Below are 24,979 nucleotides of genomic sequence, written 5' to 3' on the forward strand. Positions count from 1 at the left end.
TTTACTTAAATGGTAGGCCGTGCGGGATTCGAACCTGCGACCAACGGATTAAAAGTCCAACCATAGAATCCACTATCCATAAAGGTTTCGACGAGTTTTTGTTTCCGCAAAATAATTGAAAAGAGACGCTCCGATGCCAATAATCACGCGGGGGATTATTCTCTTTGCGGAAAAATTTTGGGTATTCGGAATATGTGGTTGCTTCTTCAGTAGTAACAATAAAGGCTATTTTCAATCTGAGATTGGATTCAATAATTCCACACAAAATCAGGAATTCTGGTTGTTTTGTGCAAAACAAGGTTGCATTCACAGTTGAATATATTCGCCGTTTTGTGCAAGCCAAGGCTGGCAGGCGGAGATCGTAGGTTTGGTGGTTGGCCGCTATCGCCTCATTGCTGCCGGATGAACTGTCATGGGTTCAAAGGCAGGTATCCGAGTTGAGCGGACGCTTGGCGCGTCAACCCACGGACTGGAGGTCGGCCTTTGCGATCATTCAGCATTATTAGATACAATGTCTGCAATGTGCCATCAGCTGACCGTCATGGGGTGGAGCTTGAACGACTGGCGTTTGTAGTATAGCGGCCGCTGGCGAGTAGAATGCTTCTCAGGCAGCAGTCGGCCATAACCGGACGCTGGCAAATGTTTTCCATTGCAGTCGATATTCCCGCATCTGTTTAAATTGAGCATTGCGAATCTGCCAGCATTAAACTCAGAAATTATCAATAGCGACTTATTCTGACGCACACAAGGCATATTCTTGAGCAGACAATGATTTTTTGATGCCGCTATATATCGCCTCACGCCAAGCCGTGACGAAAGGGAAATGATTAATGGAAGCCACATGGGGTCTTCTGGGTCCTGAATTCTTGCCGAATGCGCGCCGTACTCGAATCCTTGGACTGGGTGCATCGGTGCGTTCATTCAATGATCTTGCCGTTCCCGGTCTTGGCGGTATCTGGTACGGCAAGCAACTGCTGCTTGCCACGCTCGGTGTGGCTGTAGCGGAAGAGGCGCACAACCGGGGGGCGAAAGTTCAGAATATTGAAGTAGCCAACGCGATTGAAGCGCTGGCCTGTTGGCTGGCCTTCAACAGCAATGGCTGGAGCCGCGATGCTCGCTTGCGCGGAAATACTAAGTTGCAAGGCAAAGATGATTTCAGCTTCCGGCATGTGCGGCAGCGAAATTTCTACGTCACACAACCCATGCGAATGGCGACCGTTCAGGCATTGCCCGCGCTCGGCTTCGTCGAGTCCGACAGCGCGCGGTTCAATGCATTTCGTTGCTCGGATGCGGGAATGGACTTTATCAAACAAGCTACAGGGGAATATCGACCACACAAGCGGGCTGTCATTGATCATCTGACCCGGTGGGTGCTGGGAGAAAATGACAAACTGAAAACAAATGAGCTTCAACAGGCGCTATCCCCTCTCCATCGATCCCCTAACGACGCAATCCCATTACTTCGCGAAAGATTAATTCAAGGCGGAACAGAAAACCATGAAGATAAAGAACGCCGAGCCAACGTGCTGGCATGGGTCGAGACACTTCGAACAAACAGACAAGACAGGCTGACATGGGATCTGCGACCGATAGAAATTTCGGAAAAACATTGGCATGATATCCGGGCAGGAGCATTGTTTTTTGAAACGCGCGAAGCCGCGATTTCTGTTCTCGATGCAGCAGAAGCGCACATCGGAAACCAGACAGCCGGGCAGTCTTATTCATTGAAAGCGCAAGCTCATGAGGCGCTGAACCGCGCGCTTGAAGAGATGAAATCAGCAGCAAATAAGTACTTGGCGTTTAAACACGCGGATGAGGAAGCCAACAAATTCTGTTGCGAGTGCGTAAATGACGACCCATCCTGTATTTTGCGATCCTTGGTCGAGCGAGACGGACACGTGCTGCGCCTGGTGGGGGATGAGATCAAGCCAGGGCCGGCATTTCGTGGTTCGGCAACGCAGGTCGGTGCCGACGACAGCGAAGATCAAGACACGCCGCAAGCAGGGAAAATCCCATTGCCGGAAGGCATCTCATACCGCATGCGAAATCTCTATCTGTTGAATCTCGACATGCACGGTGAACTGGATGGATGGCTGAATCCAGACGCAGGCGGGGGGAAGCATGAGTCGCAATAGCGAAACCTTGAGGCCGCCATCGCTGGCGCAGCATTTCGATGCGCCAGAGGACTACATCGGACATTTTGGCTGGTTGTGCGGCTACTCGGCGGATGCGTTATTTCTTGATGACGCCACCGAACGTTTTACCCGGCTTACACGTTCGCAACGCGCCCACCAAGGGCGCATTGCGCTCGTCGTGTTGCTTGACCCGGGCAACCCACCCGTTTCTTTGCAGGATGCCCCCGGGGTGGCGCATTTCCCGATCAAAGATCACGCGAATAAGCCGTTTCGACTTCTGCATGCCAAGGTCGCACTGCTGGGCTTCCGACATCAGGAAAATCACAGTCAGTGGCAATTACGCTTGCTGGTATCTACCGGCAACTGGACGCGGCAGACGCTGGAAGAGAGTTTGGATCTGGTGTGGCGGATCGATATCGCCAGTGAATCACTCAGCAACCTAGATGCCGATGTCAAACAAAACTGCGCGGACATCAAGGCGGCATGGAATTTATTGGCGTGGATTCAGCAACTTTTCGACACGCGGCTGCTCAATGCTTCTGCCTATGGTCATCTCAGTGAAACGATGAATGCGCTGCAGCAAGTCGGCCAATGGATAGATGCGTGTTCGAGAAAGGCACAAGGGCGACCGAGGGTCTTCGATAGCAGGAGCAAGTCCCTGCTTTATCAACTGCCCGAAAAAATTAAAGCCTGCAGCGGGGTGAAGCGCAATTACTTGGCCATGGGGTCTGGGTTCTATGAAGCATCGGCCAATCAGGGAAAATCACCAGAAGTGCCTGTGGCGATTGTCAACGCCCTTCGTGATCAGGGCTTGCTGACTACGAAGCCGGAGGTAGACCTTTATGTCAATCCGATGGACTGTCAGGCTATTGCAACAGCGGTGGAGCCATTGCAATCGTGTGGCATGACGATCCGCCCGGCAGCCATCCCGCAAATTGTGTTTGGAGAAGGCGCACAGCGTACCTTGCACGCGAAATTCCTGTTCAGTGCCAACTATCGTGATAGTTCCAATGCCTGCACCAGTGCCTGGGTTTATCTGGGCTCAGGGAACCTGACTCATCCGGGCTTTGACAATAAGATGAGTGACAGCGCAGGCAACCTCGAAGCAGGCGTTGTGTTTGCCCCGGACTCTTTGTGTTGGAAGAAAAACAAGGAAACCGAAGAGCATCTGGTGGTGACGAACTTGTTACCCATTCAGTGGGACAATGAGATTGGCGACGCAACCAAACTGTCCGCAGGTCCTGGCATGGTGCCACGGGATGCAATTTATGCTGCACCACCTGTTGCCTGGCTTACATGGCACGAAGCCGATGGCGTGTGTGAATTGCGCACGGACGAACCCAGGGCCGCCGAAATTCAGGTGCTTGATTCAGCCGGAATCGCCTGCTCAAGAACTAAAAGCGGATTTCAGTGGCGCGAAGCACAACCCCGCCAAGCTCGCATACGGTGGCAAGAAAACGATCGGCAGATTGAGTCCCTAATACCTGTTGTGGATCAATATGGGCGCATTGCCGCCACCGAGTTGACCGCAATCGGTATCGACGAGGCTTGGTGGCAACTAGCCGACTTTCCACTGCCCCCGGATGTAGATGGAGAGGACGACGGAGACGGCGGAAGCGATGAGCACGAAGGAAAGGACAAAGTGAAGGGGCGTTCAGTGCCGACGACCAGCTATCCAATACGCCAAATGATGGAACTGATCGAAAGCATCGCAGCCAAGCAAACTGGAATCGACGAAATGGATTGGGTGCTTTGGTGCAACCGCCTTGTGCAGACGTTGGGGCAAGCTGCCGACAGTGTTCCTGTCAAATTCTTCCGTGACGAACTTAAACTTAATCCACTAAGTCCGTTGCGCCATCAGTCATTTCGCCCATTGTTTGCTGAACCCTGTGATTCAGAGCTAGGAAAGATGTACGACGACACCTTGGGCCGGATCGAGGTGAGTTGGAAGATCAATGAAATGAGCCCGATTGGGGGGGCGAAATGAATCAAGAGTTCAAGGGTTGGAACAAAGTTGCAGAAAGGCTTTGCACGCTTGCAGATGATCGGGCAATAGAACTCAACGACGGACAGGCAGCGAGCCTTCAAGAGGTCGCCAAGCGACTACCAAACAACGGCGTAATCATCGCTGACGAAGTCGGCATGGGCAAGACTCGAATTGCTGCTGCGGTCGCCCGGTGTGTGATAGCGGAGGGTGGCCGGGTCGCGATACTGGTTCCGCCTGGATTAGGCTATCAATGGAGCGACGAGTTGCAGATCGCCGGAGTAGATGCACCGCCAATCTTGCGCAGCCTCTGGCAATATTTACAGGCATGGGAGACCGAGGAGAAAGACGCTCCTTGGTTTAACGAGTCGGCCCTGGTGGTTTCCCACTCTTTTACGAACTGGCGGCTTGGAGAGAACACTGCCCCTTGGCGTTGGGCTCTACTCCCGGAGATATATGCCAGATGGCGAAAACAAGCTAACGGGCGTTGGCCGCGCGATTATTGCGGAAACAAGATGCTTGACGACAAGTGGGTTCGACAAGCAGCGGAGAGCATTGTCGGTGCAATAAGCGCCAGACCAGAAGGTCACCCTGCACGAAAATTTATCCAAGAATTAGCCGAAACCACGCCGTGGCCTGGTGCGCTCACTGCTGGCGAATATGGGCGTAACGCACAACTACGTCCTTGGCTGGAACGTGCTGTCGGACTTGGGTTTGGGGTATTTGATTTGGTCATCGTTGATGAGGCACACAAAAGTAGAGGCCAAGACAGTGGACTGAATCGATTGTTAAAAGAGGTTGTTCTGCAATCTGCCGATGCACGCTGCCTGGCGATGACGGCGACTCCTGTCGAGCTCGATGCGACACAATGGACGCAGATGCTGGGGCGCATCCAGGTTGATGAAATATCGAAATCAGCGGCAACCACGGCGATTTCAAGTTACGAGCAAGCCGTAGGTAGGGTGAGGCAATGTCCGAGCGACAAAGAAGCGCGCGAAAAATACAAGGAATCAGCCAAGACTTTTAAGCAAGCGCTAAATCCCTATCTGCTGCGACGTGATAAACGGGAAGACCCTGCGGTCATCAAGTTTCAGCAAACATCTGGTGAGGGCTACCACGCCTACCGACGTGAACAGGAAATCCTGATCGATACCGCTCGTCTGACCCTCGAGTGGAAACAGGCGGTGTGCGCAGCGGAAGCTTTGTCGTTCGTCACACGTCAATCCGACAATACAGCGGCCAAGCGGCTGCGTCTGACCTTGGGCAATGGTCACGGCATCGCAGCACTGATTGATCAGTTGCAGCGAGATGACAAAGATGACCACAGGCAAACTGAAGCCGATGGCGTTCCTGAGATCACTACACAACGTAACGCCGAAACAGAGCTGTCAGCTGACAAGCGTCTGCTACGCGCAGAATGGTGGCAGAACGTCATGATCCAGCCGTTCGTGAACGAAGGATCGGCGCTATTCGATCATCCCGCAATTCTGGCGGCTGTCGAAGAAATTGAGAGCGTCTGCCGACAAGGGGAAAAGGTTCTAGTATTTGGTCGGTTTACTCGCCCATTACGCGCATTGGTGCAACTGCTTAATGCGCGCGAGATGCTGCGATGCGTGGATGGTAAGCGACCATGGCCACAATCCAAAGTTCATGAGAACGAAGAGTGGGCCGCTATCTTGGCTGCTCATCAACATTTGCAGAGGCAAGGAGAGTTAGATCGGAAGTGTCTGGATGATGCCCTCGCTGAACAATACAAAAAACTCGAGAATCAGCGCCGCAATATTCGAGAAAATCTGATCCGCCACATTGAAGAAGGCTTCAACAACAAGCAGCCAGACGAACGTGTGCGAGCACTGTTTGATGCCTTCAAGAAAACGGCTACGGAGAATTTGGAACAGGATCAAGGCAACGACGATCATGCCTTGGCGGTAGTAGCGCGGGCGATTCAAGAGCTGATAGGAACAAGCATTGAGAATGCTGCCTTCGCGCAGGCCTTTATTGATCTGGTGGCGGCAGCGAGCGACCGCGACGAGGGAGATGCGGATGGTGACGGGCTGTTGGACGAGGCGAAAGCATCTGATCTTTGGGCTGATCTTAGAATCAGGCTGCACGAGGAATACAGCCGCCCGGAAGGAGGATATGCACGGCTCATGTATGGTGAAACAAAACCCGCAACTCGGCGCTTCCTGCAATTGGCCTTTAATCGAAAACAAGGGCACCCGAAGGTATTGGTGGCGCAATCGTTAGTGGGCCGTGAGGGGCTTAATCTTCACAAGGCGTGTCGCACGGTTGTGCTGCTGCATCCAGAGTGGAATCCTGGCGTGGTTGAACAGCAGATTGGTCGAGTCGATAGGATCGGCAGTTTGTGGGAAGAAAAATTGAATCAAGCTATCTTTGACGAGAAAAAGAATGGCGACCTCCCGCGAATCGAAATTCGCCCAGTCATTTTTCTGGGGACGTATGATGAGAAAAACTGGCAAGTGTTACAAGACCGATGGGATGATCTACGCGCACAACTTCACGGCATCGTCATCTCTCCACGCATCGCCGGAAAATATTTGGATGCAGAGGAAATGGTTGCCGAGATAAATGGCGCGGCTCCAAACTTTTCTCCATTGCGTAATGTGCGAGCTCAGGAAAAATATTGATTGTTGGCAAACTATGAAAAACCCCTAGATCCCGTACATCCGGATACAGTCGCAGCAAGATAGGATTCGGCAGGCCGCATTCGAGGTGGTGCTAATTTTTGTGTAAATGCCCTGGTTGAATGGTTGCTATCTGTGAGTGTGAACGTCTCCTATAGGGTTATCAACAGACATTCAAGCTCGCATATTTTCCGTAGTTTGACGGTCTGCTGTCAGTAGCAAAGCAGGCGGTCAGTTGTTCGAGCTTGACGGTCCGTTCTGTCTCGAAAGCGGGCACTGACAGGCAGATACAACAATGTCCGTTAAGGCCGAGCAGTGTGAATTGTCCTTCCGACCGGTTCCGAAGTACAGCAGTCGTTCAAATGACAGCATATCTGGGTGGACGTGTGACCGCAATAGGTTCTTTGCTGCCCGATAAGCTTAACACTAATCCCCGAACGGGTTGAATAGCGGCACGTTGAAGCGTTCAAAATCACGAGTGTTTCTTGTAACGACCGTGAGTTTATGTACAATTGCAGTGGCTGCAATCATGGCATCCTCATAAACAGTATTCGATTGTCGATGCATCAGTTTCGCCCAAACTCGAAACGTTGACGCATCCATCGGCAGCACATTATAAGTGGCGGATGCCTGATCGGCCCATACCTCAATTTCCACTGCCTTGATTACATCCTGATCCCGTGTAATCTCGATGCCAGCCTGTATCTCACCGAGTGTCACCGCACTGAGATGCAGGTCAGCATCGGCTACCGATTCAATCCATGCCACCACAGCACCGTGCGGACGAATCTTGCGGAGCTCAGAAACAATATTAGTATCAAGCAGAAACATTACAGAACTGCAGCAGGGCGACGCTTGGCTAGTTTGCGATGAGGCAATTTCAGGTCAACACGCCCAATGTCAGAAAGCAGCAAGGACTTGAGAGAAGGTAGCGCTGAATTGCTCAGTCGTTTCCATTCGGTGATGGGAACAAGAACAGCAGTTTCCGCCCCGCGCCGGGTGACCAGTTGCGGCCCCTCGTTGACACAGGCATCCAGTAACTCGCTGAAACGAGCTTTTGCATCTTGTACAGGCCATGTGTTCATGATTGCACCCCATAAGACTAGTCAGATGACCAGTTTAAATCAGTTGCAAAGGATAATCAACCACTGTTTTGACTGGCGTGCTGACATGTTAGTGAAGTCATGCCGTGGCTAATTTATCAGGTGCAGGGAACGACAACGAGGCAGCCTAAACTTTAGTTTTCTTGGTTTATCTTGTTATTTCGCTGCGCCATAATGGCCATTCTTGTATGACTTCTCTTGGCCGAACAGTGAGCCTTCCCACCAGTACACCTGACCGTCCGGAAATGGCACGATGCGGATGATGATTTTTGACTTTTCCCCAAATTTACTGCCATGACCAATGGGATGTCCATGAGTCTCGCCCATGCTCTGGTACTGGCCATTTGAATTCCTGGTGCGGTACTGGAATACGCCCACCAGTCATTGGACATGGCCAAAATAATATCGGGCCGTTGTGCCATGGCCGCGCCCGCTTTTTGAAGCCAGGAATTCAGTGCCTGGCGATAACCAAACTCCAGAGGTTTGCCATCAATCCCGGTGGACAGGACTTCACTAGGCTTCTCGCAATCTCACCACCGTTCAAGAAAGACTATTTCATCCTTGACCGGTGTATGCGAGAACTTGAAATAGAATTCGGCTATGGGCGTGCAAACGGCCCCTACATCACCCTTGATACCAAGGAAGGTCCAAAAATTATCCGGATGAGCCGAGCTGAACGACGGGGGCTGGGGCTGCTCAAGGAAGATGGTGCGCGTATCAGTGAACGGGCGCGTCGCGCTGAAATAAATATCGGGGACGATCATTCGTTTCAGTCATGGGCATCCAAGGAACCGGCGCAGGAACTCAAGAAGGTTCTGCAACAGCCTGGGGTGACCTGGCAGGATGCGCATCACTGTCTCGCACAGCATGGCGTTTCGATCCAGCCGAAAGGATCAGGAATGATCGTGACTACGACAAAACCACAACCGAGACCAAGTAAGGGAGCAATAGGCTCCCTTACTTTTCATTAATTGCGGAAACTTAATTTCTTTGAACTATCTGTAACCACTTGATTTATTGGTAGGCCGTGCGGGATTCGAACCTGCGACCAACGGATTAAAAGTCCGCTGCTCTACCAACTGAGCTAACGGCCCAAACTGACTAACGTAGCCCGAAATTATCACCCAAAAAACCATTGCTGTCAATGCTGACGAAGACGGGCCTTGGCTTTTTGCGCAGCCGAACTGTCTGGATACTTGGCGATGATCATCTTCCATGTGGCTTTTGCTGTAGCAGGTTCCCCTAACCCCAACCAAGCTGCCGCAAGATTCAGCAACCCATCAGGGGTCTTGGCCGAGTCCGGAAAAGACTTGTAAAGGTGTTGATTGGTTGCACGAGCCCCTTTGTAATCCTTGAGTAATAACTGATTCATTCCGATCCAGTAGAGCGCATTGGGCACTTTGTCGTCGTCAGGATTGGACTTCACAAAGGCTTCGAACAATTTCCGGGATTTTACGTAATTTCCCGCATTGAATACAGATAGAGCCGCATCATAGTCTGCAGAGGGCGTTTTGGCATCAGATGCATTCTCTGGTTTTGACCCATTATCTGCCACCGCCAGAGAATTCTTCCCGCTTTCTGCTGTACCTGCAGAGGGGACAGCACCCTCTTTTCCGTTCGCCACACCTGGGGAACCAGAAATCGATCCGGCCCCTTCAGGTTTGGGCAAAACAGTTTCCACGGCCTTGAGACGAGAATCCAGATCCATGTACAAGTCATGAAAACGCTTGTCTTCCACGTCCAGTTGATTGGCCAGGCTGTCGATACGTCCCCGTATCTGGGCCAGATCCTGACTCATGCTGTCCAAACGCATGACCAGATCCGGATAGCCTTGAAGCGCAGTTTCCATGCGCGTGACCCGCTCATCCATCGTCTGTTGTTGGCGACTCAAGACGGTTTGCTGGCTCTTGAGGTCTGCCACGCCCTGCCGGGCCTCTTCATCGGACAAAAGGCTCGCTCGAACATGGCCAGCGCAAAGCAGACTCAGAACCAGTAGAAAATACGAGGATTTGAAGGTGGTTTTCATGGTCACCAGAAATGGAAAACCCGACGAGGGGGTAATACTCTCGCCGGGCAATGGTTACGAATAAAAATTACTCGCCTTGGTAAACGATATCCGTGCGGCGGTTCTCTGCCCAGGCGGCGGCATTATGCCCAGGATTGACAGGCTTTTCCTTGCCAAAACTGACCGTTTCAATCTGGCTATCCTTCACTCCCTTGGCCATCAGGATCTTGCGCACGCTATCGGCACGACGCTGTCCCAGGCCCAGATTGTATTCACGGCTGCCACGCTCGTCACAGTTCCCTTGCAGGGTGACCTTGGCATCCCCATGGGACAGCAAAAAATCGCCATGGGCATCAACCACGGGCATGAATTCATCCGTGACTGTGTACTTGTCGAAAGCATAATGAATGGTCCGTTGACCCAACGCCCCCCCCACTCCCTTGGCAGGATACAAAGAAACCGTGACCGGTTCTTTGGCCATGGGCTGCGCAGGAACCACAGCCACGGGCGCAGCGGTTTTCTGTGCCACGGGTGCGCTGGTTTCCTCGGTTGGAGTGGAACTACAGGCAGCCAGAACACTGGTAACAGCCAATGCGAGAAGAGCTTTTTTCATGATTATCCTTGTTAAGAAAATGGGTTGACGTAAAACTCAAAAAGTGGTTGCGAATGCTGCGTCCAGTATAACGCATACCCCTGTTCTTAGGTTTACTGCAACGGCCCCCAAACGGGTTCATAAACATCTCCCGTCTGGGTCGACAGTTTCTGACGGATTCGCCCATCAGTACTGACGATGGCCAGAACACCTCTCCCTCCATCTTGAGTGGAATAGAGCAGGTATTTCCCATTGGGGGCAAAGGTCGGAGACTCGTCCAGTGAGGTCTCCGTCATGGGCTGAGTCTGTTTCGTTGCCAAGTCCATGAGCATCACATGAAATGCTCCTCCATCACGCTGAATATATGCCAGTTGCTTGCCATCCGGGCTCAACCTGGGAGAAACCGCATAACTACTGCCAAAGGTCAGACGTTCTGGAGCCCCGCGCAGATCACTCAGGGCAATTCGGTAAATCTGAGGCCCGCCATCCCGATCGGAAGTAAAGTACAGGGTCTGCCCGTCCGGTGAAAAGTAAGGTTCCGTGTCGATACCTCCGCTTGAAAGGAGACGTTCTGGAGCCTCCGAACCATCGAGGGATATCCGGTATATCTGTGAATGCCCATCCTTGGTCAGAACCACAGCCAGATGCCGTCCATCAGGGGTCCAGGCCGGAGCACTGTTGCTACCCTTATAGCGGGCCACCACATGACGAACCCCGGTAGCCAGTGTCTGTACCACTACCATGGGGCGATTGAGTTCGAAAGTCACATAGGCCATACGCTGACCATCAGGCGACCATTTGGGGGACAGAATCGGTTCATTGGTATGAAGCATGCTCTGCTCATTGAAGCCATCGCTATCTGCCACCTTGAGACTGCGGGCAGAACCATGCTGGGTAATGTAGGCAATACGTGAACTGAACATGCCCTTGTACCCTGTGATGTTTTCCAGAATGGCATCAGCCGCATGGTGTGCCACCATACGGTACTGGTCCTCGGATCCGTCAAAAGACAGGTTGAGATGTGCCATTCGGTTGGGCAGCTCCACCAGGCGAAAATTCAGTTTGATATGATGGGTCGCCGGTTCTTCCTGAACATTCCCCACTACAATAAAGTTAGCATGTTGGGCCTGCCAGGTATCCCAATTCACCCCTTCCACATCGGCAGGTGCAGGAGAGACTCCTCGAGTATCCAGAGGATCGAATAAACCGGAACGTTTGAGGTCAGCAGCAATGACCGCAGACAGTTGGTGAGAACCCCCCCCATCCCCAGCAAAGGGCAAAACGGCAATAGGAGTCAGTTGCGCTCCCTGAGTGACGATCTCGAGAGTCATATCCGCATGAACCGGCACTTGAATCAGTGCCAACAGGAGAGCGATGAAAATGAGCAAGTTATTTTTCATGATGAAGTTGTAGATGAGTCACTCGAAATAGTTGACGTAAAGCCACGTCACTGGGCAAGGGCAAAGGCTGGGAACGCAGGATGCCGCGCAGAACCGCCTGATCATAGCGCGGGTCGCCGCTGGACTTGACGATCCTGACAGGCTCCAGAACCCCTCCATCAGGCAGTATGGTGACATCTACCTCCAGCGTCAACCCGGCAGGAACACCTTCGGGAACTTCCGTGTTCCCGCGGATTTTGTTGATGATGGCCAACTTGTAACGATCCACTGCTGCCGCTTGAGCGGCACGGGCATTCTGAGCCAACTGTTCGGCTTGACGGTGGCGCACCTCGGCATCAGCACGCATTTTGGCATCATTTCTTTCTTCTTTGAGCGCATCCTGACGCTCCTGACGCAACTGCTCAGCCAGCATTTTCTCCCGTTGCTTTTGGTCTGCCTGACGTTTCGCTTCCTGCACCGCTTTTTCCTTTTTTTTCTTGAGTGCAATGTCTGCCGCGCTGGGCGTTGCTGGCAAGACCGGTTTAGGTTCAGAACGAGGGGCCGGAGTGGACGCCACAGGGGGAGGAGCAAGGACTGGAGCAGGTACTGGCTGAGCTGGCGGCTCAGGCGTTACGGGTTGTGGCGGAGTCACTTCCGTAACGGTGGCTGGTTTGGGGATATCCGACCATAGTTCGGCCATCATGGGCGCAGGCTCGGGATGTCGTTGCCAGGACACACCAAATACCAGGACAGCCACAAACAGGGCATGAACCAGTAATGCCAGAATCCAGGCCCATAGACGCACTCCCCGTTCGTGATCAATGGTCTCAGGCATCAACCGGAGCGCCCCCGCGCCAGCAAGCCAATTCGCTTGATCTCCGCCTTTTTCAGCAGATCCATGACCTGTAATACTTCTTCATAGCGCACGGCACGATCTGCCGCAATGACCACTGGACGGTCTGGCTCCGAACGATGTAAAACCCCCATCCTGTCCACCAGTCCATCACGGGTCACACTCTGTTCTTCACTGCCCTGATGAGTATCCAGCACCGTCAAATGCCCATCCAGATGCAGGATCACCTGCACCGGATCCTGAGACTGGGCCAGATTTTGCCCCACCGAAGGCAGATCCACCTGTCCGGGATTGATCATGGGGGCCGTCACCATAAAGATGACCAGAAGCACCAGCATGACGTCAATGTAGGGAACCACATTGATCTGACTCATCATGCGCCGTGGTTTGCGTGCCATGATCAACGCCCGTTCTGAGCCGGTTTGAACTGACGTTGCAGAATATTGGAGAATTCCTCCATGAAACTTTCAAAACGACTGGATAACCGGTCCGTGTCATGGGCATAACGATTATAGGCTACGACTGCAGGAATTGCCGCAAACAGGCCCATGGCTGTGGCCACCAGGGCTTCAGCGATGCCCGGCGCCACATGGGCCAAAGTTGCTTGGCCCACGTTGGCCAGACCCCGAAAGGCATTCATGATTCCCCATACTGTCCCGAACAATCCCACATAAGGACTGACCGAACCCACGGTTGCCAAAAAAGCCAGGTGCGACTCGAGGCGATCGGTTTCACGCTGAAATGTGGCTTTCATGGCCCGTTGCACCCCACTGGTAACGGCTGCCGTTTCCAGTGTCCCGGATTTACGATGACGAAGAAACTCCCGATAGCCGGATTCAAAAATCCGTTCCAATGCCCCGCTATTTTCGTTATGCCCCGCGGCACGCTGATAAAGAGCGCCAATATCCGAAGTCGCCCAGAACTCTTCTTCAAATTTTGCTGTTTGACGACGGGCCTTACCCAAAGTCAACATTTTTGTAAAGATATAGGTCCAGGACAGGAGCGATACCAACAATAATAGTCCCATCACGATCTGAACCAATATACTGGCCTGGAGAACCAAACTTACTAATGAAATATCCGAAGTAATATTCACCCTTCCACTCCCAGAAAATTTGCCAAGGTAGGCGGTATGACCGCTACCGTAAAATCCTTCGCTGTCACGCAGGCCACCACCACCTGCGCGCGTACCAGACTTTGTTCGCCCCGCATGACCGACTGCCGGAAGGTCATCAAGCCATGACGCACCCCTGCCAGTTCAGCCACAGCCAGCAAGTTATCCCCCAAACGAGCCGGACGCTGGAATTTGATCTCGATACTGCGGACCATGAATAAAATTCCATGTTCATGCGCAACGCGCTCATGATCGAACCCCCGTTCATACAACCAATCCGTACGAGCTCGTTCCATGTAGCGCAAATAGTTGGCATGATAAACCACCCCGCCAGCATCCGTGTCTTCATGGTATATCCGAAGGGGAACCTCAATTCGCCGGACATTCATGAGCGCTCTTCCAGTATCAATTCACCGATGGTTTTTCCTCCCGCCGAAGGCAAGCCAAAATGCTGGAAGGCAGCAGCCGTTGCCATACGTCCCCGCGCGGTGCGTTGCAGGTATCCTTGCTGGATCAGATAAGGTTCCAGAACATCCTCGATGGTGTCTCGTTCCTCTCCAATGGCGGCAGCCAGGGTATCCAGTCCCACCGGCCCACCGGCAAACTTCTCGATGACCGTTTGTAATAACTTGCGGTCCATCATATCCAAACCCTTGTCATCCACTTCCAACAATTTCAAACCGGCATCTGCAACAGTCTGTGTGACGCACCCTTGTGAACAGACCTCTGCATAATCACGAACCCGTCTTAACAGGCGATTGGCAATACGGGGGGTCCCTCGGGAACGGCGTGCCACCTCACGGGTTCCCGCTTCGTCCATGTCCATCCCCAGCAAACGGGCTGAACGGGTCACGATCCGGGACAATTCATCTTCCGTATAAAACTCCAGTCGGGCCACGATACCAAATCGATCACGCAAAGGGTTGGTCAACATCCCGGCCCGCGTGGTTGCCCCCACCAGAGTGAACGGCGGCAAATCGAGTTTAACAGAACGGGCTGCCGGTCCTTCCCCAATCATGATATCGATCTGGTAGTCCTCAAGCGCCGGATAAAGGATTTCTTCCACCACCGGACTTAAGCGATGGATCTCATCAATAAAGAGCACATCGTTAGGCTCCAGATGAGTCAGCAAGGCGGCCAGATCCCCTGCCCGTTCCAGTACCGGTCCTGAAGTTTGACGCAAATTGACACCCATTTCATGGGCAATGATATGCGCCAAAGTCGTTTTTCCCAGTCCCGGCGGACCAAACAACAAGACATGATCCAGGGGTTCTTTGCGCCGACGCGCAGCCTCGATGAAAATCTCCAGTTGTGCGCGTGCCTTTTTCTGCCCCACATAATCGTCCAGTTGTCGTGGACGCAATGCCCGTTCCTGAACTTCTTCCTGGCGCGACTCCAGGTTCCCCCCAATCAGGCGATCCTGTTCAATCATTTGCTTTTCCTCACCTCGGATCTTGTCATGGGATCAGGACTCCCGACGTGCCAGCCAGCCCAAAGTCATGCGAATTCCCTGCTCCAACGTCAAATCCTCTGCCGGCAATTGCTTCACTGCCCATTGGATTTCACGTTCGTTGTAACCCAAGTTGCCCAAGGCTTGCGCCAATTCCACCGTAAAAGTGGAACCCATGGAATTAGGCAACGGTCCTTCAGGTGAGGGGGACAGGATCAATTTTTCTTTCAACTCCAGAAGGAGGCGCTGCGCAGTTTTTTTCCCAATGCCGGGAATGCGTGTCAAGAGATCCACCTCCTGCCGTTCTACCGCCTGTCCCAACGCATTCACAGAAAGCCCGGACAATACGGCCAGCGCCAGACGAGGCCCCACTCCACTGATTTTTAACAGTTGTCGAAATGCCTGCCGCTCTTCTTCTTCCAGAAATCCATACAGCAGATGGGCATCTTCCCGAACCACGAGATGCGTCAAAAATCGTACAGTCACATCCTGCGCCGGCAAACGCGTGAACGTTCCCAAAGGAACCTCCAGTTCATACCCCACTCCCTGTACCTCCACCACTATCCAGGGAGGGGCCTGGTGCACGACGATTCCACTTAAACGTCCAATCATGAAGGGTTTCCTGTACGTCCCGGCACTGAACGCCAACGGGTGGATCGGCGCCCTGCGGCAACCGCCGGCAAAAGGTCTCCATAAGCATGCCGCAGGGCACAGGCCAAGGCATCGGCAGGGTCGACCCGAGGAAGTTCGGTTAATTTGAGCAAACGCATGACCATGGCCTGAACTTGCTCCTTGCTGGCATGGCCGTGCCCCACCACCGCCTGTTTAACTTGCAATGCCGTATATTCATGGACCTCGAGATCACGCATGACCGCTGCCGCCAACAAGGCCCCCCGTGCCTGACCCAACAACAGGGTGGCTTGGGGATTCACATTGACGAAAACAATTTCTATCGCCATGACCTGCGGTTGATAATGCTCGATGACACTGGTCAATCCTGCATGAAGCACCTTGATACGCGCTGGCAGCGCTGCAGGGAAAGGTGTGGTAATGGTTCCGCTGGTTACATATTCAGGGTCTTTACCCCTCTGAGACACTTCGATGACCCCAAACCCGGTGCAGCGCAAGCCAGGATCCACACCCAGAATACGCAGGGCCACCATTCACTCGGACAGAACTGCGGTGGTATACACCGCTTGCACATCATCGAGGGACTCCAGGGCATCGATGAGTTTCTGCATACGTACAGCCTCATCCCCGGAAAATTCCACCTCATTCTGGGGTTTCATGGTCACTTCGGCAAATTCCGCCTTGAATCCACTTTTCTCCAGAACTTGTCGGATGGCACTAAAATCATAGGGGGGGGTCACCACTTCAAAACTGTCGTCTTCATGATGGAGAACATCATCCGCCCCCGCTTCCAGAGCCGCTTCCATCAAGCGGTCTTCATCCGTTCCCGGTGGAAAAAGCATTTGCCCGCAATGCACAAACAGGAAGGATACCGAACCATCCGTACCCAAATTACCGCCATGCTTGGTAAAGGCATGGCGCACATCGGCCACGGTACGGGTCCGATTATCCGTCAGGCAATCCACCATCACTGCGGCTCCGTTGATGCCATACCCTTCATAGCGTATTTCTTCATAATTGACGCCTTCCAGATCGCCACTTCCCCGCTTGATGGCACGCTCGATGGTGTCCTTGGGCATGTTCTGGTCATAGGCTTTTTCCACAGCCAGACGCAATCGCGGATTGCTCCCAACGTCCCCGCCGCCCATGCGCGCCGCCACGGTAATTTCCTTGATGAGGCGAGTAAAAACCTTACCGCGCTTGGCATCGGCAGCGGCTTTCTTGTGCTTGATATTGGCCCATTTGGAATGTCCTGCCACGATGACCCGACCTCTGACTAGATAATGGAAACGTCTCTGATTTTAACACGGTCGATGGGGACTGGCAGTACTTGAAAAATGAAACTCTTTGATTCAAGCCAGGTTCGCTATAATACAGGGATTCACTCAACGACATTCCTGCCCATACAACGCACCATGTCCACCCCGGAACCCCCCGTTTCTCGTTCCCGTGCCAATACGGGAGAACGGCGTCAGGAAATCCTGCATACGCTGGCTTCTCTGCTGGAACGACCTCAATCAGAAAAAATCACCACCGCACTCCTGGCCAGTCACTTGAAAGTGTCTGAAGCGGCCCTGTACCGTCATTTTGCCAGCAAGGCAAAAATGTACGAAGGTTTGATCGAATTTATCGAACAAACCCTGTTTACCCGAATCAACCGCATCGCCGTCGAATTACCCTCAGGTCTGGCTCAGGTGGAGGCCACCCTGACTCTTCTTCTGGCTTTTTCAGAAAAAAATCCCGGCATGACCCGTGTGCTTACCGGAGAAGTTCTGCATCATGAAAATGAACGGTTGCTGGTGCGCATTGCGCAACTCTGTGAACGTTTGGAAGCCTCGCTTCGGCAAAGCCTGCGTCTTGCCGTCACCCACGGCGAAATATCCAGCGACCGTGCCATTACGGTGCAAGCCAATCTACTGATGAATATCGTCATTGGACGTTGGCACCAATTCAGTTCCAGTCAATTCCAACGAAGACCGCTGGAACATTGGGAGTTGAGTTGGACTCTTCTGAAATCCCTCGTACGAATCTGATTGCAGGCAGGCCCTCAGGGTCTGCCTGCATCAATCATACCTTTGAAAATTACTTGGCGACCTGACGCTCGCGCATTTCTTCCAGCTGTTTACAATCAATGCACAAACTGGCGGTGGGTCGTGCCTGAAGGCGTTTGATACCGATTTCAACCCCGCAACTTTCGCAGTAGCCATAATCACCGGCTTCTATTTTGGCAATGGTTTCATCGATCTTTTTGATCAACTTGCGTTCGCGATCGCGGTTACGCAATTCCAGTGCCATATCCGACTCTTGGCTGGCACGATCATTGGGATCGGCAAACACCGTCGCTTCATCCTGCATGGTATGGACCGTTCGGTCGATATCCTGCCCCAATTCCGCCTTCCAACTCTCAAGAAGATGGCGAAAATGGGACAGTTGCAGGTCATTCATGTATGTTTCTCCCTCTTTCAAGACATAGGGAGAAAATTGTTTCAACGTGGCTTCAACCATGACAATTCACCGTATCAACATTCCTAGACAGACCTCTCGGTCAACTCATCCTATCACGAAGTTCAATCTGCAACCACCGGGGGTTCCAGCAAGGCTTTGAGACTAAGACGCAAACGACCTTTTTCATCAGCCTCCAGAACCTTGACCTTGAGTTGCTGTCCCTCCTTGAGATAATCTCCCACAGCATTGACACGCTCATGGGCAATCTGGGAAATGTGCAGCAACCCGTCCCGGCCTGGAAGAACACTCACAATGGCGCCAAAATCAAGCAATTTCAGGACAATGCCTTCATAGATCTTGCCCACTTCCACCTCAGCCGTGATCTCTTCAATCCGTTTTTTAGCCAAGGCTCCGGCTTCTGAAGTCAGGCATGCAATATTGACTGTGCCATCTTCCTGAATATCAATCGTGGTTCCGGTTTCTTCCGTCAAGGCACGAATCACGGCTCCACCCTTACCGATCACGTCCCGAATTTTTTCCGGATTGATTTTAAGAGTCAGGATGCGTGGCGCAAAACTGGACAATTCTTCACGCACCATAGGCATTGCCTGCTTCATCAATCCCAGAATATGGATACGACCTTCGCGCGCTTGAGCCAGCGCCACCTGCATGATTTCCTTGGTGATGCCCGTGATCTTGATATCCATTTGCAGAGCGGTGACCCCCTGCTCTGTACCGGCTACCTTAAAATCCATATCGCCCAGATGATCTTCATCACCCAGGATATCTGTCAACACGGCAAAACGATTTCCTTCCTTGATCAAACCCATGGCTACGCCCGCCGTATGGGCCTTGACAGGAACGCCCGCATCCATCAACGCAAGGGAACCCCCGCAAACGGAAGCCATGGAACTGGACCCATTGGATTCAGTGATTTCAGAGACCACACGAAGCGTATAGGAGAACTCTTCCGGCGTGGGCAAGGTTGCCACCAACGCTCTTTTTGCCAAACGTCCATGGCCGATTTCACGCCGTTTAGGACTACCGACCCGTCCTGTTTCCCCTGTGGAATAAGGAGGGAAATTGTAATGAAGCATGAAACGATCCTTGTACTCCCCTTGGATCGCATCGATGATCTGCTCATCGCGCCCAGTGCCAAGAGTCGCAATCACCAAAGCCTGAGTTTCTCCTCGGGTAAACAGAACAGAACCATGGGTGCGGGGTAATACGCCCATGCGAATGGTAATGGGGCGAACCGTACGGGTGTCGCGCCCATCAATACGTGGGTCTCCATCCAGAATCTGGTGCCGCACGATACGTGCCTCCAGTTCACCAAAGAGGCTACGCACTTGATTTTGCTGGTCTGCATCGGCATCAGCGGAGAGCACCTGAGGCATGACTTCGCTTCGAATGGCTTCAATCCGCTCCGTACGCGCCTGTTTTGCGCGGATCCGGTAGGCTTCACGCAAGGGATTCAGGGCCAAGGCTTCAAGACGGGTGACCAAAGCTTCATCCCGTGTGGGAGGCATCCAGTCCCAGGGTTCCTTGCCTGCTTCATCGGACAGTTCATTGATGGCATCGATAATGACCTGCATTTGTTCATGCCCATAAACTACCGCGCCCAACATGACATCTTCAGGTAATTCACTGGCTTCGGACTCCACCATCAGGACCGCTTCTGCCGTCCCCGCCACCACCAGATCCATCTTTGACTGGGTCAACTCGGTTGCGGTGGGATTCAGCACAAACTGGCCCTCCACATAACCCACCCGGGCCGCTCCGATGGGGCCACTGAAGGGAAGCCCCGCCAATGCCACCGCCGCAGAGGCTCCGATCAAGGCAGGAATATCCGGGTCAATTTCCGGATTGCAGGACATGACTGTTGCCACGATCTGAACTTCGTTGTAGAACCCTTCCGGGAACAAAGGACGCAAAGGTCGGTCAATCAACCGGGAAGTGAGGGTTTCTTTTTCAGAAGGTCGCCCTTCGCGTTTGAAAAAGCCTCCGGGAATTCGCCCGCTGGCGTAGAACCGCTCCTGATAGTCCACGGTCAGGGGGAAGAAATCCTGGCCCACCTTGGCTTTCTTCAAAGCCACGCAGGTCACCAGAACCACGGTATCCTCCATGGATACCATCACGGCACCATCGGCCTGTCTGGCAATCTCTCCGGTTTCAAGAGTGACTTGATGGCGGCCCAGGGTAAATGTCTTGCGAATCGGATTCACGCGTTCATCCTCACTATCAATAGATTGTTACGTTCAGTATTGTGAAACAAAAATGCGGTGCGCCTATTACCTCGCACCGCATTTCGTACCAAAACCTCTTCACCGGATATTACTTGCGCAAACCCAAACTGGCGATGAGTTGGCGATAGCCATCCATATTGGTGCGCTTGAAGTAATCCAGCAAACTGCGACGCTGACTGACCAACTTGAGCAAACCACGGCGGGAATGGTGATCCTTGACATGGGCCTTGAAGTGCTCAGTCAGATGATTGATGCGATGAGTCAACAGTGCCACCTGGACTTCCGTCGAGCCGGTGTCTTGAGGGGTACGCTGAAAGTCCTTCATGATCTGCGCTTTATGAGCGGCGATTGCAGCCATGTCATTCTCCAAATACGGTAGGAATTCGTCCGAAAAACACAGGATTATACACAATTAAGTCAATACTGCCAACCAGGAGATATTTTTTTGACTCGATCAATCATCTTCTCCCAATTCAGGGTTCCAGCCATTCTTGCGCGCCCGTTTCACCGAAGCCTCATAGATCCTTTGATGACGGTCACGCAGTTCGGGCGTCAAACGGCTGGGCAAGTGTCCATATTTCTCCCACTCCTCCGATACCTTGTCATAGAGTTGCTGGATTTGCCCACTCGTCCAACCCGTGCCATCCTGATCTTCCGGCAGCAACCCAAACACCCAAGCATCCTTGATGATCTGAGCCAAATGGGTCATCCCCCCATTGAGATCGGAGTATACGCCTTTGTAACGTTGTTCCATAGTAATCCTTGTGAATTTCAGCGTGTCAACCCAGCATAAAGCAAAGGCAATTTCTCAGGCAATCGCGCCACCTGATCCACCACCAGGAAATTCTTGGCACCAAAAATCCGTGAAACATACTGATCTGCCCGTGGGTCGAGGCTCAGGCAATAGGTCAGGATCCCCGCCCGTCCTGCCTCTTCCACGGCCTTTTTTGTGTCGTAACGAAGATACTGTGGGTCACGCACATCCACATCAGCCGGCTCTCCATCTGTCAGCACCAGTAACAACTTTTTAGCCGAACGTTGCCTCTTCAAATGCTGTACGGCATGACGAACAGCGGCTCCCATACGCGTGGACAACTGCCCCTTCATGCCCGCCAGCCGTTCTTTGGGAAGATCATCATAATCCTGATCAAAATCCTTGAAACGATAATAGGACACCCCATGCCGGCCATCGGAGCAAAATCCATGGATCGCAAAGGGATCTCCCACCTTGTGGATGGCATCGGCCAAGAGAACAGTGGCTTCACGGGTCAGGTCGAGAACCGAATAGTCCTGTCCCGCCACTTTGTCATTGGTAGACTCAGACAGATCCAGCAAAACCATGACCGAAATGTCACGCACCTTGCGTACACTGCGCATCATGATGCGAGGTTCGGGCTGTATGCCCATACGCAAGTCAATGGTGCTGGCAATGGCCGCATTCAGGTCGATATCATCGCCTTCCTCCAATTTACGCAAGCGTGTCACTCCTTGGGGTTGCATCGCATCCAGAATGAACTTCATGCGTGCAATCAGGCGCTTGTTGCGAAAGGTAATGTCCTCGATGAGTGCCAGATCCCCTCGTTTGGGGTGGCGCTCCAGTACCGTCACCCAGGAGGGCCGCTCAAGTTGAATTTGATAATCCCATTCCGCATAATGAAATGGATCTGAGACCGGTTCCTTGCCTTCCTGTTCATTGAAACTGACGCCCGTATCCTCATAGGGAAAAAGTTCCGTACCCAGTACCCAAATTTCCTGGGCATCATCTCCCGCCAGTTCGGTATCGATCTCATTGACCATTTCCATCAAATTGACCTTGCGCCGCACCTGACGAGGTTGATCGTAGCCTGCAGCCAGGGCTGCCTCGAAATCAAATCCTTCAAAAGCCCAAATGAAACGATTGTCATCCCGATAAAGAGGACGCTGCCCATCTGTACGTGGATTATAAGCAATATTTTTAGTGCGGAAGGTATGGGCCAGAGAAACCCCAATATCCCAGGAAAGTTGGTGATCGTTCAGGTTTTCTGCTTGGGCAAACAAGAGTCGTCCTTCCGCCACCCAAGGGTCGGGATCCTGATAGTTCGAATCCAGCAGGGCCCGACTCAGACGATTGAAATAATCACCAGCGCTTGCGCCCTGACCCGCGTGGGTATGGTGGCATTGAACCCACAATTGCGCCAACCCAGGGAAACGCCGAATGGCCAGGGTTTCCACGCGTGCGTCCTCAATGATCTCGATCAGGGCCATTTGCAACGGGTTCAGATTTTCTGCCGAAATCGGAGCCGTGGTCGCTACCCAATGAGCGGCGCAATGGGCGGCCGCAGCCCGGTATAAACTGAGGCCGGAAATGCCCTCATGGTCATCATAGGCATCGGGCACATGAAAGAAATAACTCTCGATGTAAGGTTTATATCCTTCCCTTCGTTCAAAGTCTCCGGAGGTGGGACGCATGAAGAAATCACGCCCCCACAGAGCGCGCAGATACATATTGATCCGGCGCTGAATATCGATGAAGAGTGTCCCTTTGCGCTCCTTTTGCAACATGGCCAGTGATTCTTTGGAAACCAATCCAAAATACTCGATCTGCGCTTCATAGTTGGTGCGATGAGCATGGGCTCCCCAAGTAGCCCAGCGGCGTAACCCACCCAAAGTCAACTGGTTCAGCAAGACTTCCAGATTGTCGAGCATGGGTCGAACCCCGCGGGGAGCCTGACCCAGGAGATGGTTAAGAAACTGGAGATACGCCTGAAACAGGTCGGCATCCCCCAGTCGGTTGGCCGCCACGGGAGCCGTCCCCAACAAGCGTTCGATCACCGTTCCAGAAGTCCGGGATGAAAATCCCAGCGCAATCTGTACGAGATCTGTCAGGCATTCCTCACCCACCGCCCGAGCCACCTGGGGGGCCACTTCAATCCAGCTCAGGACCAGTTCATTGCCACGCCCCAGATGTTGCAAGGCCGCTGTTCCCTTGAGGTAATTGTCCAGGCCGCGGGCCGAAAGTGCCCGTGTAGCCTCATGCCACTCGTCGCGCAACCTTTGCTGGCAGGCTGGAGACAAATCAGCCAGTAACTCCTGATAATCTTCGAGATGGATCGCCATGGTCCGCCCACTCCTTAAAAGAAGGTCATAACCGCCGCATCGAGGGCATCGCGCATGTCTGGATCATCCGTAATGGGACGGACCAGCGCCACACGGCAGGCATTTTTGGCATCCACCCCAGCGACAATCAAACTTCCGGCATAGATCAGCATCCGGGTGGAAATTCCTTCATCCAGTCCGTGTCCTTTCAGATTACGAGCCCGTTCTGCAATGGAAACCAATTTGCTGGCTACCTCCACAGTCACCCGAGTTTCATGGGCAATGATCTCCGTTTCAACCTCGTGAGCGGGATAATTGAAGTCCAACGCGCCAAAACGCTGTTTGGTCGACTGCTTGAGATCTTTCATCAAACTTTGATAACCGGGATTATAAGAAATCACCAACTGGAAGTCGGAATGGGCCTTGATCAATTCGCCCTTCTTTTCCAAGGGGAGTACACGCCGGTTGTCCGTCAGTGGGTGAATCACCACCGTGGTATCCTGACGCGCCTCCACCACTTCATCCAGATAACAGAGGGCGCCATACCGGGCGGCAATGGCAAGCGGTCCGTCCTGCCAGCGCGTCCCCTGGGCATCCAGAAGGAATCGCCCCACCAGATCCGAGGCCGTCATGTCTTCGTTGCAAGCCACGGTAATCAGAGGCTTCCCCAACGTATAAGCCATGTACTCGACGAAACGGGTTTTACCACAACCCGTCGGCCCTTTGAGCATCATGGGCATGCGCACACTATAGGCAGCCTGAAACAGTTCCACTTCATCCGCCACCGGACGATAATAGGGAGCCGTGGAAATTCGATACTGCGAAATGATATCACTCATGGAATGATTCCTTATCTGATCCTTGATCATGCCTCTTCCCTAACCAGACAGAAAGAGGTCCGCCAACAAAAAGCCCCCGGCCCTCGATGTCGAGGTCACGGGGGCGGATGCGAGGACTTCCCCCGTTACACGGTCTTGCCGCGGAAAATCACCATGGAGGCACCTTGAGACTGACTGAAATTGTCATAGCCAATCAAGCGCACATGATTGTCAGGGTTGGCCTTATGGCAGGCTTCGGCTTCGGCCAATACTTTTTCCACATCGGTTTCGCCAAACATCGGCAATTTCCACATGTACCAGTAAGAATCCATCAAGTACTCGGGCTCGATATGTTCGATGGCCGGGTTCCATCCCTTCTTGACCAGATACTCCACCTGCTTGCGGATTTCGTCCGCACCCATGGCCGGCAAGTAGGAAAAGGTTTCAAACTTACGGCTGGCAGGGTCGCTCAAGCGCGACTTGTAATCCATTACTTCACTCATGA

At 52.8% G+C, this 24,979-nt stretch carries 27 protein-coding genes and 1 tRNA gene; 6 read left to right on the plus strand and 22 right to left on the minus strand.

From position 1 onward, the window contains the following. Positions 1-374 precede the first annotated feature (374 nt). From IV91_RS19495 to IV91_RS0101340, 4 genes are all read left to right on the plus strand, one after another. Positions 375-506, plus strand: a complete 132-nt coding sequence (locus tag IV91_RS19495) for a hypothetical protein (protein ID WP_267880963.1) — start codon at positions 375-377, stop codon at positions 504-506. 324 nt (positions 507-830) lie between these two features. Continuing rightward, on the plus strand, positions 831-2,135 hold the full coding sequence (locus IV91_RS0101330; protein ID WP_031595422.1) for a hypothetical protein: 1,305 nt from the start codon (positions 831-833) through the stop codon (positions 2,133-2,135). Beyond that, positions 2,122-4,122 (plus strand): phospholipase D-like domain-containing protein, encoded by a 2,001-nt coding sequence (locus tag IV91_RS0101335; RefSeq protein WP_031595425.1) that lies wholly within the window; start codon positions 2,122-2,124, stop codon positions 4,120-4,122. The genes IV91_RS0101330 and IV91_RS0101335 overlap by 14 nt, the downstream gene beginning before the upstream one ends. Continuing rightward, a complete protein-coding gene (locus IV91_RS0101340; protein ID WP_051861817.1) occupies positions 4,119-6,767 on the plus strand; it encodes a helicase-related protein in 2,649 nt (882 codons plus the stop codon). Before IV91_RS0101335 ends, IV91_RS0101340 begins: the two co-directional genes overlap by 4 nt. 423 nt (positions 6,768-7,190) lie before the next feature. Here IV91_RS0101340 and IV91_RS0101345 read toward each other — a convergent pair whose 3' ends face one another. From IV91_RS0101345 to IV91_RS18330, 3 genes are all read right to left on the minus strand, one after another. Then, entirely contained in the window at positions 7,191-7,595 is a 405-nt protein-coding gene (locus IV91_RS0101345) for a type II toxin-antitoxin system VapC family toxin (RefSeq protein WP_031595429.1), read from the minus strand. After that, positions 7,595-7,849 carry a type II toxin-antitoxin system Phd/YefM family antitoxin gene (locus IV91_RS0101350; RefSeq protein ID WP_031595431.1) on the minus strand — a complete coding sequence of 85 codons (255 nt, stop codon included), beginning with the start codon at positions 7,847-7,849 and terminating at the stop codon, positions 7,595-7,597. The genes IV91_RS0101345 and IV91_RS0101350 overlap by 1 nt, the downstream gene beginning before the upstream one ends. A gap of 174 nt (positions 7,850-8,023) precedes the next feature. Further along, positions 8,024-8,194 (minus strand): hypothetical protein, encoded by a 171-nt coding sequence (locus IV91_RS18330; protein WP_160171510.1) that lies wholly within the window; start codon positions 8,192-8,194, stop codon positions 8,024-8,026. Positions 8,195-8,439: 245 nt separating this feature from the next. Between IV91_RS18330 and IV91_RS0101360 the strand changes: the two genes are divergently transcribed. Continuing rightward, the gene (locus tag IV91_RS0101360) at positions 8,440-8,838 is read left to right on the plus strand and encodes a hypothetical protein (protein ID WP_200874299.1); all 399 of its coding nucleotides are present in this window, start codon (positions 8,440-8,442) and stop codon (positions 8,836-8,838) included. 47 nt (positions 8,839-8,885) lie between these two features. Here IV91_RS0101360 and IV91_RS0101365 read toward each other — a convergent pair. The 12 genes from IV91_RS0101365 to IV91_RS0101420 all read right to left on the minus strand — a co-directional run bounded on the left by IV91_RS0101365 (position 8,886) and on the right by IV91_RS0101420 (position 17,149). Next, a tRNA-Lys gene (locus IV91_RS0101365) sits at positions 8,886-8,961 on the minus strand. Between the two features lie 47 nt (positions 8,962-9,008). Further along, a complete protein-coding gene (ybgF, locus tag IV91_RS0101370; protein ID WP_031595434.1) occupies positions 9,009-9,893 on the minus strand; it encodes a tol-pal system protein YbgF in 885 nt (294 codons plus the stop codon). A 67-nt stretch (positions 9,894-9,960) separates the two neighbouring features. Further along, positions 9,961-10,485 (minus strand): peptidoglycan-associated lipoprotein Pal, encoded by a 525-nt coding sequence (pal, locus tag IV91_RS0101375; protein ID WP_031595435.1) that lies wholly within the window; start codon positions 10,483-10,485, stop codon positions 9,961-9,963. A 92-nt stretch (positions 10,486-10,577) separates the two neighbouring features. Beyond that, the gene (gene tolB / locus IV91_RS0101380) at positions 10,578-11,864 is read right to left on the minus strand and encodes a Tol-Pal system beta propeller repeat protein TolB (protein WP_031595436.1); all 1,287 of its coding nucleotides are present in this window, start codon (positions 11,862-11,864) and stop codon (positions 10,578-10,580) included. Then, a complete protein-coding gene (tolA, locus tag IV91_RS0101385; RefSeq protein WP_035416954.1) occupies positions 11,854-12,678 on the minus strand; it encodes a cell envelope integrity protein TolA in 825 nt (274 codons plus the stop codon). The genes tolB and tolA overlap by 11 nt, the downstream gene beginning before the upstream one ends. Further along, positions 12,678-13,094: a protein TolR gene (gene tolR, locus IV91_RS0101390; protein WP_031595438.1), complete on the minus strand. Its 417-nt coding sequence runs from the start codon at positions 13,092-13,094 to the stop codon at positions 12,678-12,680. The genes tolA and tolR overlap by 1 nt, the downstream gene beginning before the upstream one ends. Positions 13,095-13,096: 2 nt before the next feature. Beyond that, entirely contained in the window at positions 13,097-13,792 is a 696-nt protein-coding gene (gene tolQ, locus IV91_RS0101395; RefSeq protein WP_031595439.1) for a protein TolQ, read from the minus strand. Beyond that, complete coding sequence (gene ybgC, locus IV91_RS0101400; protein WP_031595440.1) at positions 13,789-14,199, minus strand: tol-pal system-associated acyl-CoA thioesterase; 411 nt, start codon at positions 14,197-14,199, stop codon at positions 13,789-13,791. Before ybgC ends, tolQ begins: the two co-directional genes overlap by 4 nt. After that, positions 14,196-15,242 carry a Holliday junction branch migration DNA helicase RuvB gene (ruvB, locus tag IV91_RS0101405; RefSeq protein WP_031595442.1) on the minus strand — a complete coding sequence of 349 codons (1,047 nt, stop codon included), beginning with the start codon at positions 15,240-15,242 and terminating at the stop codon, positions 14,196-14,198. Before ruvB ends, ybgC begins: the two co-directional genes overlap by 4 nt. A 33-nt stretch (positions 15,243-15,275) precedes the next feature. After that, positions 15,276-15,872: a Holliday junction branch migration protein RuvA gene (gene ruvA, locus IV91_RS0101410; RefSeq protein ID WP_031595443.1), complete on the minus strand. Its 597-nt coding sequence runs from the start codon at positions 15,870-15,872 to the stop codon at positions 15,276-15,278. Continuing rightward, positions 15,869-16,423 carry a crossover junction endodeoxyribonuclease RuvC gene (ruvC, locus tag IV91_RS0101415; RefSeq protein ID WP_031595444.1) on the minus strand — a complete coding sequence of 185 codons (555 nt, stop codon included), beginning with the start codon at positions 16,421-16,423 and terminating at the stop codon, positions 15,869-15,871. The genes ruvA and ruvC overlap by 4 nt, the downstream gene beginning before the upstream one ends. Next, a complete protein-coding gene (locus IV91_RS0101420) occupies positions 16,424-17,149 on the minus strand; it encodes a YebC/PmpR family DNA-binding transcriptional regulator (protein ID WP_031595445.1) in 726 nt (241 codons plus the stop codon). 156 nt (positions 17,150-17,305) lie between these two features. On the opposite strand from IV91_RS0101420, the gene slmA reads away from it, so the two are divergent. Continuing rightward, on the plus strand, positions 17,306-17,923 hold the full coding sequence (gene slmA, locus IV91_RS0101425; RefSeq protein ID WP_051861821.1) for a nucleoid occlusion factor SlmA: 618 nt from the start codon (positions 17,306-17,308) through the stop codon (positions 17,921-17,923). Between the two features lie 49 nt (positions 17,924-17,972). On the opposite strand, the gene dksA is transcribed toward slmA, so the two are convergent. The 7 genes from dksA to IV91_RS0101460 all read right to left on the minus strand — a co-directional run bounded on the left by dksA (position 17,973) and on the right by IV91_RS0101460 (position 24,977). After that, on the minus strand, positions 17,973-18,395 hold the full coding sequence (gene dksA / locus IV91_RS0101430) for an RNA polymerase-binding protein DksA (RefSeq protein WP_031595447.1): 423 nt from the start codon (positions 18,393-18,395) through the stop codon (positions 17,973-17,975). A gap of 62 nt (positions 18,396-18,457) precedes the next feature. Next, on the minus strand, positions 18,458-20,560 hold the full coding sequence (pnp, locus tag IV91_RS0101435) for a polyribonucleotide nucleotidyltransferase (protein ID WP_031595449.1): 2,103 nt from the start codon (positions 20,558-20,560) through the stop codon (positions 18,458-18,460). Between the two features lie 109 nt (positions 20,561-20,669). Next, the gene (gene rpsO, locus IV91_RS0101440; protein ID WP_031595451.1) at positions 20,670-20,939 is read right to left on the minus strand and encodes a 30S ribosomal protein S15; all 270 of its coding nucleotides are present in this window, start codon (positions 20,937-20,939) and stop codon (positions 20,670-20,672) included. 96 nt (positions 20,940-21,035) lie between these two features. Continuing rightward, positions 21,036-21,335, minus strand: a complete 300-nt coding sequence (locus tag IV91_RS0101445; RefSeq protein WP_031595453.1) for a hypothetical protein — start codon at positions 21,333-21,335, stop codon at positions 21,036-21,038. Positions 21,336-21,352: 17 nt separating this feature from the next. Next, complete coding sequence (locus tag IV91_RS0101450; protein WP_031595454.1) at positions 21,353-23,677, minus strand: nitric oxide reductase activation protein NorD; 2,325 nt, start codon at positions 23,675-23,677, stop codon at positions 21,353-21,355. A 14-nt stretch (positions 23,678-23,691) separates the two neighbouring features. After that, on the minus strand, positions 23,692-24,495 hold the full coding sequence (locus tag IV91_RS0101455; RefSeq protein ID WP_031595455.1) for a CbbQ/NirQ/NorQ/GpvN family protein: 804 nt from the start codon (positions 24,493-24,495) through the stop codon (positions 23,692-23,694). 125 nt (positions 24,496-24,620) lie between these two features. Continuing rightward, a complete protein-coding gene (locus IV91_RS0101460; protein ID WP_031595457.1) occupies positions 24,621-24,977 on the minus strand; it encodes a ribulose bisphosphate carboxylase small subunit in 357 nt (118 codons plus the stop codon). Between the last annotated feature and the right edge of the window lie 2 nt (positions 24,978-24,979).

The sequence above is a fragment of the Ferrovum myxofaciens genome (genome assembly GCF_000735045.1).
In the GTDB taxonomy this organism is placed as follows: Bacteria; Pseudomonadota; Gammaproteobacteria; order Burkholderiales; family Ferrovaceae; genus Ferrovum; species Ferrovum myxofaciens.